Annotated in this window: 9 protein-coding genes; 5 read left to right on the top strand and 4 right to left on the bottom strand. The window is 52.5% G+C overall.

The features are described 5' to 3' along the window. On the top strand, positions 1 to 214 hold a 214-nt coding region (locus BLQ82_RS32405; RefSeq protein WP_208861953.1), incomplete at its 5' end, for a hypothetical protein. A gap of 157 nt (positions 215 to 371) precedes the next feature. On the opposite strand, the gene ychF is transcribed toward BLQ82_RS32405, so the two are convergent. The 3 genes from ychF to fni form a co-directional block, all read right to left on the bottom strand. Beyond that, positions 372 to 1,472 (bottom strand): redox-regulated ATPase YchF, encoded by a 1,101-nt coding sequence (gene ychF, locus BLQ82_RS22265; protein ID WP_062521189.1) that lies wholly within the window; start codon positions 1,470 to 1,472, stop codon positions 372 to 374. Between the two features lie 136 nt (positions 1,473 to 1,608). Further along, positions 1,609 to 2,079, bottom strand: coding sequence for a GNAT family N-acetyltransferase (locus BLQ82_RS22260; protein WP_244280934.1), 471 nt, complete (start codon positions 2,077 to 2,079; stop codon positions 1,609 to 1,611). Positions 2,080 to 2,118: 39 nt separating this feature from the next. Then, positions 2,119 to 3,246: a type 2 isopentenyl-diphosphate Delta-isomerase gene (fni, locus tag BLQ82_RS22255; RefSeq protein WP_082722563.1), complete on the bottom strand. Its 1,128-nt coding sequence runs from the start codon at positions 3,244 to 3,246 to the stop codon at positions 2,119 to 2,121. A gap of 346 nt (positions 3,247 to 3,592) precedes the next feature. Here fni and BLQ82_RS32770 point away from each other — a divergent pair, with 346 nt between their 5' ends. Beyond that, positions 3,593 to 3,913, top strand: coding sequence for a hypothetical protein (locus tag BLQ82_RS32770; RefSeq protein ID WP_244280933.1), 321 nt, complete (start codon positions 3,593 to 3,595; stop codon positions 3,911 to 3,913). Further along, positions 3,795 to 4,670, top strand: coding sequence for a phospholipase D-like domain-containing protein (locus BLQ82_RS22250; RefSeq protein ID WP_062521187.1), 876 nt, complete (start codon positions 3,795 to 3,797; stop codon positions 4,668 to 4,670). The genes BLQ82_RS32770 and BLQ82_RS22250 overlap by 119 nt, the downstream gene beginning before the upstream one ends. A gap of 192 nt (positions 4,671 to 4,862) precedes the next feature. On the opposite strand, the gene cls is transcribed toward BLQ82_RS22250, so the two are convergent. Next, on the bottom strand, positions 4,863 to 6,371 hold the full coding sequence (gene cls / locus BLQ82_RS22245) for a cardiolipin synthase (protein WP_062521185.1): 1,509 nt from the start codon (positions 6,369 to 6,371) through the stop codon (positions 4,863 to 4,865). 236 nt (positions 6,372 to 6,607) lie between these two features. Between cls and BLQ82_RS22240 the strand changes: the two genes are divergently transcribed. Together BLQ82_RS22240 and BLQ82_RS22235 are read left to right on the top strand one after the other, a co-directional pair. Continuing rightward, positions 6,608 to 7,537 (top strand): TetR/AcrR family transcriptional regulator, encoded by a 930-nt coding sequence (locus BLQ82_RS22240; RefSeq protein ID WP_062521183.1) that lies wholly within the window; start codon positions 6,608 to 6,610, stop codon positions 7,535 to 7,537. A gap of 100 nt (positions 7,538 to 7,637) precedes the next feature. Next, on the top strand, positions 7,638 to 10,847 hold the full coding sequence (locus BLQ82_RS22235; protein ID WP_062521181.1) for an efflux RND transporter permease subunit: 3,210 nt from the start codon (positions 7,638 to 7,640) through the stop codon (positions 10,845 to 10,847). Positions 10,848 to 10,957: the final 110 nt, after the last annotated feature.

Below are 10,957 nucleotides of genomic sequence, written 5' to 3'. Positions count from 1 at the left end.
CGCACAATTCAAAGGTACTTTTACCTCTCATTTCAACCTGCAGCGAGTCTCCTTGTTTACTTATCATCCGGTTCTCATCATCCGTCATTTTTCACATTATATAGTTTCACCAAAACACCACATTGTTACTTCGACAACTGCATTTCTGCCTTTATCCCTTCTCCTCCTCAACAACAGCATTTCTGCCGTTATTTCGATTCACATTCGTTCTTGAGACGAGTTGGACAAAAAATTGTTATCCCAATTTTATAAATATCTTTTCCATAATGGAATGTAATCATAATTTCTCAGACGATAAAAAAAGTCATCCGGTTGTAGAGATTTTCTACAAGCAGATGACTTCTGTTATTCCTTGATTAGACGGCTACGGCCTATACGTTAAAACGGAAATGCATGACATCGCCGTCCTGCACCAGATATTCCTTGCCTTCCAGACGCAGCTGTCCGCGTTCCTTGGCACCGTTCATCGAACCGGCTGCCAGCAGATCGGCATAAGCTACGACCTCCGCACGAATGAAGCCGCGTTCGAAGTCCGTATGAATGACACCGGCCGCACCAGGTGCTTTGGTTCCCTTACGGATGGTCCAGGCGCGAACCTCTTGCACACCTGCGGTAAAGTAAGTGTAGAGACCAAGCAGCTTATAGGCTGCCTTAATCAGGCGGTTCAGACCGGATTCCTGCAGGCCCAGCTCTTCCAGGAACATCGCTTTATCTTCGCCTTCCAGTTCGGCAATCTCTGCTTCCACCTTGGCACTGATCGGCACCACTTCGGCATTCTCGGCAACAGCAAACTCACGGACCTGCTGAACGTAAGGGTTCTCGTCGGCAGCAGCCACTTCATCTTCGCCTACGTTGGCCGCATACAGCACCGGCTTCAGGGTCAGCAGATGAAGATCGCGCACAAGCAGACGTTCATCATCGGTCAATTCTACGCTGCGCGCAGGTTTATCTTCGTACAGAGCTTCCTTGATCCGCTCAAGCACTTCTACTTCCTGGGCGTATTTCTTGTCGCCGCCCTTGATGTTTTTGCGGGAGCGTTCGATGCGCTTCTCCAGGCTCTCCAGATCGGCCAGAATCAGCTCCAGGTTAATCGTCTGAATGTCACTGACCGGGTTCACTTTGCCATCGACATGGGTAACGTTCTCATCCACGAAGCAGCGCACCACATGAACAATCGCATCCACTTCCCGGATATGGGCCAGAAACTTATTACCCAGGCCTTCACCCTTGCTCGCACCGCGTACCAGACCGGCAATATCCACGAATTCAAAAGCAGTCGGAACCGTCTTGTTCGGCTGCACCAGCTCTGTCAGCTTATCTAAGCGCTCATCCGGCACTTCCACGACACCCACGTTCGGGTCAATTGTGCAAAAAGGATAGTTGGCGGATTCTGCTCCCGCTTGTGTAATTGCATTAAACAATGTGGATTTCCCCACGTTGGGAAGTCCTACGATACCTGCTTTCAAAGCCATTTATATGACAACTCCTATTTTCGGTTGGATTGATCACCGCATAATTTCCAGGCTTGATCTCAACCATTATATATTAGAACAAAACTGCCAGCAACAGCGGATGTCCAGCCCTTGCCGGGTTGAACAGCTGCTGTTGCTAGAGTTCTTTCGACATGGTGATATCGGTAACGGCAAAACCCGCTTTTTTGTAAAGCTCAAAAGCCCGGTTGTTCTGGCCGAACACATGCAGGCCGATTCTGGTTATATTGAGTTTCCGGGCTTCCTCATCCAGCGCAAGCAGCGTCTGCTTGCCGTACCCTTTTCCCTGAAACGCTTCGAAAACATAAAAATCATAAATAAATGCTTCACGCCCGTTACGTCCCTCGCTTACGTTGAACCAGATATATCCGGCCTGGGTATCGGACTCCGTCTCTACTATGGAATAGAGATAAGCCCCTTCCGTGTTGAGCCCCTCGGGTAAAAATCGGGTCATCTCATCTTGGGACAGCTGCATAGCCGTTTCGACATCCCAGGAACCGGCCTTGATTTTGTCCTCCGCGTAATCCCTGGTGGATTGGCTTAAAAAAAATTGAAATGTGGTTTCGTCCATTTGGACCAGTCTAATCATGGTTTTGTGCCCTTCCCTATTCCTTATTCTCTAATCATGTCAACGTCTTATCAGGCGGTGAGTCCCGCGGAGTGCCGCCAGATCCGGGGCGCCGATGCCGAACATCGCGGTCCGCAGCTCCAGCTCCACCTGGGCCAGCGCTTGATCCAGCGCTTCCTCGGATGCTACAGCCGGACCCAGCAGATTTCGCCCGAAGCCGGCCAGATCCGCACCGAGCGCCAGTGCCTTCGCGGCATCCACACCGTGCCGCAGCCCGCCGCTGCCGATCAGTGCACCTTGCTTCGAGGCCGCCCGCACCTCTGCAATGCACTCTGCGGTGGGAATCCCCCAATCCGCGAAGGCCTCTGCGGCAGCCCGCCGGACTGGATCACTGCTGCGGAATTTCTCTACTTGGCTCCAGGAGGTGCCGCCGGCGCCCGCCACATCGACAAAGGCGACACCGGCATCGTACAGCCGCATCGCCGTTTCTCCATCAATTCCCCAACCGACCTCTTTGACACCAACAGGAATTTCAAGCTCTCTGCACACGCGCCCGATCCGGGTTAACAAGTCAGCAAACCCGGTATTGCCCTCGGGCTGAAAAACCTCCTGAATCCCGTTCAGATGCAGGACCAGCCAATCCGCACCCGCGATCTCTACAGCCCGGCGGCATTCTTCCACGCCAAAGCCGTAAGACAATTGGACCGCTCCGATATTGGCGATCACAGGAATGCCCGGAGCCTTATCGCGGACCCGGAAAGTAGCCGCCAGCTCGGACCGCTCGACTGCCGCCCGTATAGAGCCTACCCCGAGCGCCCAGCCCCGGCGTTCAGCGGCCTCCGCCAGCCTGGTATTAATAGCGCCGGTAGCAGCACTGCCGCCGGTCATGGAGCTGATCAGCAGCGGCGTGCGCAGCTCGCGCCCCAAGAAGACTGTCTGCAGTGAAATCTCATCGTAATTCAGCTCGGGGAGTGCATTATGGCGGAAGCGGTAATGCTCAAAACCCGCCGTAATGCCGCTGGCCCCAACCTCCTCGTTCAAGCACAGCCTTACATGTTCAATCTTGCGTTCCCCTGTCGTGGAGGAAGGCAACAGAGACTGATGCCCGGCAGGTTTTGCCGTATGCGGGGCTATGCTTGTTGTCTTTGATATTTTATGCGGTGACTCATCCTGCGGTATCTGGCCCATGCTGTCATCCCCCGTTCCTAATGATCTATGTATACCCGCATGAGATTTTCACATCAAAAGGTTTTAACCCTTATCTGGTCTGTAAATTGGAATTGTATTGATTGCCTGCCGGCACGCTTCATTATAGCATATCAGCCTCCCACAACCACGCCAGGCAATTTACGGGACCAATATGCCTGTTTGTTCCTGGTGTGATCAGCAATGGATTTAACGATTATGTTCCCTTGTTCCCGTCATCAGGCATTCCTACTGCTTCAGTTTCCCTCTGCGGGTGTTAATTAGTTGGATACCTGCCGGAGCATACTTATAGTACAAGTTTACTCCGCATCACATTCAGGAGGAACCCATGAATCCACATCACATCACCGCTCCGCCTGAGGCAACGAAATCTGCTGATGTAAACGGTCAGGACCTGTCTCTGTTTCACCGGAAGCATTCGCACCACCGGCGCCGAAAATGGATCTTGTGGATGATTGGACTCCTTGTGCTCTGGCTGGCCGGGGTGATGATATATCAGACCCATAAGCCCCTTCCAGCAGGGATTTCCTATGAGAGTCCCGTCTATACAGCGGACCGCGTTTATTTTTGGCATGATCTTACGTATCAGGACCAGAGCGGAACTCAGCAGCGCGAAGACCGCTCTGATCTCTTCGGGCAATGCGCATGATGCCAGTGTCTACCATTCCAACATCGCATTGGAAGTGCAGGACCCCATCATCGCGGATATCCTGAAAACTGAGCAGGCGGCGGCCAATCTGTCTGCAGCAGGTCCGATCCTCAGCAAGCTGCCTGTATTTACTGAAGAGAGTACCGCGCAGTCCGGAAGCCCGCTGGAGATGCGCTATCTAACCGAGGGCAATATCTATAAATATGCGCTTCAAGGCATCCGCTCCGCCGGGCAGGGCGATACACTGTGGATGGGCATGTTCTATTTGGCCGACGACAGGATTCTGGACGAGCTGGTGAAGGCTTCCGCACGCGGAGCCGACATCCGGCTCTTAATGGACCCGAACCAAAACGCCTTCGGGCGGGATAAAATTGGTATTCCCAACCGTCCGGCAGCCATGGATCTGAATAAGCGCACGGGCGGAAAGATTTCCATCCGCTGGTATAATACCGGCAAAGAGCAGTACCATACCAAGCTGATGTTCATTGCCAAGGCCAGCGGACCATCAATTGTTCTGGGCGGCTCGACCAATTTCACCGCGCGCAATCTGGATGATTTTAATCTGGAAAATAATCTCTGGATTGCCGTGCCGAAGAATCAGCCGCTTTATGCGGAAATGGAAAGCTACTTCAACCGGCTGTGGAACAACGAGGATGCGCAGTACAGCCTGCCTTTTGAAGTCTACCAAAGTGATGTGACCTGGATGAAGTATATCCTGTTCCGGATGCAGAAGAACCTGGGCTTCACTACCTTCTAAGGGAAGAGAAGCGCGTATGGCCCGCAAGGATGATCAGTTGTACTTTGTACATTATCTTCCTCCCCAATGCAAAAGACCGCTGGACAGCTGCACGCAGCAGGGTCCGTCGGTCTTTTCTAATCATATCCTCTTAGTTAAGTGCGCACTAGATGCACGATTGGCAACCGTGTGGCCCTCACAGCTCCAGCCTCACTACAGCAGCGGAGACATCAGCCTTGCCGCCGATTCCAGCACCCGCTCCAGCAGCCGTTTGTTCATAAACGTCTCATGCACAATCTGGCGGGTCGACAGCAGGTCGCGTTCAAAGTCGGCCACAATCCGGGAGACACTTTCCGTTTGCAGCAGCAGCGCATTGACCTCAAAGTTCAAATGGAAGCTGCGCATGTCCATGTTCGCTGTGCCTATGGTTGCAATTTCACCGTCGGTGATCAGCAGCTTGGAGTGAATGAAGCCCTTTTCATACTCATAGATTTTCACACCGGATTCCAGCAGCGCCGGGAAATAAGAGTGTGAGGCCAGAAAAGGAAGCCATTTATCCGGTTTGGCCGGGAACAGCAGCCGCACATCCAGCCCCGACATCGCGGCTACCCGCAGCGCGGTTAAGATATCTTCATCCGGGATAAAGTATGGGGTGGCGATCCAGACCGACTTTTCCGCCGAGGTGATCATCGAGAAGAAAATATTCTTCAGCGCACGGCGCTCATTATCCGGTCCGCTGGCGATAATCTGCACCGCCCCGTCGCCATTCGTGAACCGCAGCTGCGGGGAGAGGTAATCCTGCTCGAGAATTTTTTCGCCGGTCGTATGCATCCAGTCCTGCAGGAAAATAATCTGCATCGTCCGCACCGCTTCACCCCGGACCAGCATATGGGTATCCCGCCAGAATCCGTAGGTCTTGCTGCGGCTGAGATATTCATCGCCAACATTCAGCCCGCCCATGAAGCCGACATCTCCGTCAATCACGACGATTTTGCGGTGATTCCGGTAGTTGACCCGGCTTGAGAAAAAGGAAGTGGAATTCCCGTAGGCCGCCACCTGAACTCCGGCATCGCTTAATTCCTTCAGAAAGGCTCGGGACAGCTGAATGCTTCCCACCGCATCATACATAAATCTGACGGCAACGCCCGCACGGGCTTTTTCAATCAGGATCTGCTGAATGCGGGTCCCGATATGATCGGCCCGAAAAATATAATATTCCATATGGATATGGTGCTGCGCCTGCCGCAGCTCCAGCAGCAGTGTGCCGAATGTTTCCTCACCATTGGTTAGGATACGTGTCTCGGAATTGAATGAAATCGGGGTTCGTGCCAGTCTCTGCGACAAGCCCAGCAGCTTCTGCCGGGTGGTGTCAAAGATCGACCAGTCCTGATGCATGCGCAGAGCATCATTCTCAATCCGCTCATAGGCCATCTGGTCACGTTGAGCTTTCTTATCATATTTGCGCCGTTTGAATACATTCTGTCCGAACAGGAAATAAAGAATGAGTCCCACTACCGGAATCAAGGCCAGCAGCAGAATCCATGACATCGTTGTGGAGGGATTACGGTTCTCCATAAAAATACCGAGGCCAATGGAAATGACAGTCAATGTAGAGAAAACACTGACAATGGTCCCGACGGTGCTGCCCAACAAGCCGAAGCCAAAGTAATAAAATGCTAATAAAGCTGCAATAATGACTATAGCCTGCAATCCTCTTCTCATAGATAACCTACCTTCTCTTTCTGCCTTTCATCACGAAAATGACACATTTATATATTACATGAAGAATCTATTTCTTCCTAGCTAATATCCGCTGCAAAACAGTAATTACAACAATAATGTAACCTCTTGACCGCCTTCAACGTAGCTACATTTGAAATGGCTCCCGTTCTATACTATAATCGGTTCGACCAGAGAGTCAATTACAGAACTCCTGAGTCAGAGAGGAGTCACATTCTTTGGCAGCTGATAAAACTACGAATAAAAAGGAGCTAATCATCAAAACAGCCATGCAGCTATTCGCTGTGAAAGGCTCGTCCTCCACTTCGATGCAGGAGATTGCCGAGTTATGCGGGATGTCCAAGGGCAGTCTCTATCTGGTATTCAAATCCAAGGAGGAGCTGGAGCGCAGCATTTATATATATTGCTTTCGCATGATCCGCGATCCCTTGCAGCAGGAAGAACAGAACAGCTCAAGAACGCCGCGCGAGAAGCTGCGCAACCAGATTGAAATTCTGCTTCACCATGTGTACGAGCTGCGCGAGTTTTTCCAGCGGCAATTTCAGGAGCTGGCCGGAAAAGGAATGACAGATGCGCCCGAATGGCTGCGCAAGATTAATGGCCCATTGCTGAAGTGGAGCCAGAATAAGCTGGAAACCCTATATGGAAAGGAGGTCCTGCCTTATACAGGAGAATTGTTCCTGCTCGGGCATGGAATGATTCATTCCTATATTTTTTTGCTGTTCAACCACGAGTCTTTCGTTTCCATTCCGCGTCTTGCCAACCATCTGGTGGATGTATTGGACATCGTGGTAGCAGGTCTGCATGCCGGCCGGCCGGCCCCCCTGTTCTCCTCCGTAGCCCTGGAGAGCTGGATGGAGAATTATGAAGGCAGCAGCCACCGCAATCCTTTGCAGCTCCTCAAAGAAATGAAGGAACGGTTACATGCCGGCTCCGGTGCAGACCCGCAAAGTACGGAGGATGCCTTGGAATCGATAGCCATTCTGGAAAGCGAAATTCTCATGCCTCATCCGCGGAAGGCGATTATCCAGGGGATGATCGGCAACCTCCAGAGCTATCCTGCGGTTCATCCGCAGCTGGAGGAGCTGAAGAAGCTCGGTTCGTTTCACATGCAGGGTGTATGCGGGTTTCATGAACCAGGCATATAACGGCAGCAGAGAGAGAAAAACGGATAGGCAGTACAAGCAAGCAGATTTTATACTGGAGGCGTTCCCTACGGAAGGCCCGAGAGGAGCAGAAACGTAACTTATGAAGAGCCTTATTAACTTTTCGCTCAGAAACAAATTCGCGATTTGGCTTCTGACCATTATTATCGTGTTCGCCGGTCTGTACAGCGGCCTGACCATGAAGCAGGAAACACTGCCTAATATCAGCATCCCTTATCTCAGTATCACAACCATTTACCCGGGGGCGGCACCTGAGGGCGTGGTGAACGATGTCAGCAAACCGCTGGAGCAGAAGCTCCGCAATGTGGACGGCGTGAAGACATTGACCTCGAACTCGCTCGAAAATGCCTCAAGCATTACTATTGAATTTGATTATGGCACGAATCTGGATAATGCTACAGCAGCCGTGCGCGAGGCGCTGAATGAGGTTGCCCTGCCGGATAATGTGCAGAAACCGCAGATTTCACGGTTCAGCCTTAGCTCCCTGCCGGTTATTTCACTCAGCTTGTCCGACAGCGGCTCCTCCGATCTGGAGAGCCTGACCCGCATTGCTGAGAATGATATCCGTCCAGCCCTGGAAGATATCGAAGGCGTGGCTTCCGTGCAGATTGCCGGACAATACGTCAAAGAGGTTACGCTGAAGTTCAACCAGGACAAGCTGAAACAGTATGGACTGACCGAGGATACCATTAAAGGAATTGTCCAAGGGTCTTCCCTGCGCGTGCCGCTTGGACTCTTCACAATGGAGGAGTCACAGAAAGCCGTTGTAGTGGACGGCAATGTTACTACCGTTGATGATCTGAAAAACCTGAGCATTCCCGTTGTGCCATCCGGCGCGGCTGGTGCGGGTGCAGCGGGCCCAAGTGGCGGAGCTTCGATAAACGCAGGCACACCTGCTGGTGCGGCTGCAGCTCCGGGAGCTGGAGCAGCCAATGGCGCAGCCGGGAATGCCGCTGGCAGTGCAGCCGGCGGAGCAGCTATGACCGGACTGCCAACCGTGAAGCTTGGAGAGCTGGCCAATATTGAGGTTACAGGGAAATCGGAGTCCATCTCCCGCACCAACGGCAAGGAATCCCTCGGGATTCAGATCGTGAAAGCCAATGATGCCAACACAGTAGATGTGGTTAACGGCGTCAAAGACAAGACCGATGAACTGAAGAAGCAATATAAATCGATGGATCTTACGGTTCTGCTGGACCAAGGAAAGCCGATTGAGGATTCCGTAAACACCATGCTGTCCAAGGCTGCCTTTGGCGCCCTGTTCGCCGTGCTGATTATACTGCTCTTCCTGCGGAATATCCGCTCGACGATTATTTCCATCATCTCCATTCCATTGTCGCTGCTCATTGCAATTCTCTGCTTGCGCCAGATGGACATTACCCTAAATATGATGACGCTGGGAGCAATGACCGTCGCCATTGGGCGTGTCGTGGATGACTCGATTGTCGTCATTGAGAATATCTTCCGGCGGCTGACCCTGTCGGGCGAGAAGCTGCGCGGACGGGAGCTGATCAGCGCGGCAACACGTGAAATGTTCGTGCCGATCATGTCCTCCACGATCGTTACCATCGCTGTGTTCCTGCCGCTTGCTTTTGTCAGCGGTATGGTGGGCGAGCTGTTCCTGCCTTTTGCCCTCACGATGGTATTCGCTCTGCTGGCTTCACTGGTAGTGGCTATTACCCTGGTGCCTGCACTGGCACACACGCTGTTCCGCAACGGCTTGAAGAAAGGCAAGAACAGCCACAGCGACAAGCCGGGCAGAATGGCAGCCGGCTATCAGAAAATTCTGAACTGGTCTCTCTCCCATAAGCTGATTACCTTCGGGGTAGCCGTGCTTCTGCTGGTGGGCAGCTTGTTCCTGATCAAACCGATCGGTGTCAGCTTCATGCCTTCCCAGGAAGAGAAAAACGTTATGCTCACCTTCTCTCCAAAAGCCGGACAGACGCTGGAAGACGTGAAGGAGCAAGGCCTGAAAGCCGAGAAATACATTCTGGCTCAAAAGCATTTGGACAAAATGCAGTATTCTATCGGCGGCAGCAGCCCGTTCGGTATGGGCTCCGGCAACTCGGGGCTGTTCTATGTAACCTATGACAGCGATACTCCGGATTTCGATACCGTCAAAGAAAAGCTGATTGAAGGCCTGACCAAGGAGGTGCCGGATGGAGTCTGGGGCGATATGTCCGGTATGTCAGGCGGGGGCCTTGGCGGCAATACGCTGACCGTGAATATTTTTGGCGACAGTCTGGATCAGCTTAAGCCGGTAGCCGACGAAATTGCCGGCATTGTGCAGGCGGACACCGGCAACTTCAAGGATGGAAAAACCAGTCTCTCCGAAGCCTATGATCAATACACCATCGTTGCCGATCAGGCGAAGCTCAGTTCCCTCGGTCTTACCGCCGGACAAATTGCCATGAAGCTTAGTCCTATGGGTACCCGCCCAGTGCTGACTGAGGTAACGGTAGACGGTAAAAACTATAATGTCTACATTGAAACTGATAAGGACACGTACAGCAGCATTCAGGAAATGGAAAAGGCTACGCTGACCTCCCCGCTGGGCATTACGGTGCCGATTGGCGAGGTAGCCAAGATTGAGAACGGCACTTCGCCGGACTCCATTACCCGCGAAGACGGTAAAATGAAGGTCGATGTCACCGCCGAGATTATCTCGAGTGACGTGAACAGTGCTTCGAACAGCGTCAAGGAAAAAATCGACGCGCTCGATCTGCCGGACGGGGTGACCGTCACCTTCGGCGGTGTAACCGAGCAGATTAACGATACGTTCGGACAGCTTGGAATTGCCATGGCGGCTGCGATTGCCATCGTGTATTTCGTGCTCGTGGTTACCTTCGGCGGCGGTCTGGCCCCGTTCGCAATCCTGTTCTCCCTGCCGTTCACCGTCATCGGTGCACTGGTTGCCCTGCTGCTGGCCGGAGAAACCCTCAACGTCTCGGCGCTCATGGGCGCACTGATGCTGATCGGGATCGTCGTCACCAATGCGATTGTCCTGATCGACCGTGTAATCCACAAGGAAAAAGAAGGAATGCCTACACGCCAAGCCTTGCTTGAAGCCGGAGCCACCCGCTTGCGTCCGATCCTGATGACCGCACTGGCGACCATCGGCGCATTGCTGCCGCTCGTATCCGGCCTCGAAAATAGCGCCGGCATCATCTCCAAGGGCCTCGGTGTAACAGTTATCGGCGGTCTCGTCAGCTCCACCCTGCTGACCTTGGTTGTCGTGCCGGTAGTGTATGAGTTCCTGATGAAATTCCGCAGTAAAAAAGTGTATGAATAAGGCTTGATGACCAATTGAAATAATAAAAAACAAGGTGCTCTTCCTTATGTGGAAGGGTGCCTTGTTTTTGGAGAAATGTTATATCCTACCTATGAATATTCATGGTATAA

It is taken from the genome of Paenibacillus jilunlii (genome assembly GCF_900102965.1).
Classification (GTDB): Bacteria; Bacillota; Bacilli; order Paenibacillales; family Paenibacillaceae; genus Paenibacillus_AQ; species Paenibacillus_AQ jilunlii.
This window is presented reverse-complemented; position numbering and strand designations above follow the sequence as displayed.

Excerpts from the sequence above, each read along its gene's own strand:
- BLQ82_RS22260 (WP_244280934.1), bottom strand. The coding sequence starts at position 2,079 with ATGATTAGACTGGTCCAAATGGACGAAACCACATTTCAATTTTTTTTA.
- ychF (WP_062521189.1), bottom strand. The coding sequence starts at position 1,472 with ATGGCTTTGAAAGCAGGTATCGTAGGACTTCCCAACGTGGGGAAATCC.
- cls (WP_062521185.1), bottom strand. The coding sequence starts at position 6,371 with ATGAGAAGAGGATTGCAGGCTATAGTCATTATTGCAGCTTTATTAGCA.
- BLQ82_RS32770 (WP_244280933.1), top strand. The coding sequence starts at position 3,593 with ATGAATCCACATCACATCACCGCTCCGCCTGAGGCAACGAAATCTGCT.
- fni (WP_082722563.1), bottom strand. The coding sequence starts at position 3,246 with ATGGGCCAGATACCGCAGGATGAGTCACCGCATAAAATATCAAAGACA.
- BLQ82_RS22235 (WP_062521181.1), top strand. The coding sequence starts at position 7,638 with ATGAAGAGCCTTATTAACTTTTCGCTCAGAAACAAATTCGCGATTTGG.
- BLQ82_RS22250 (WP_062521187.1), top strand. The coding sequence starts at position 3,795 with ATGAGAGTCCCGTCTATACAGCGGACCGCGTTTATTTTTGGCATGATC.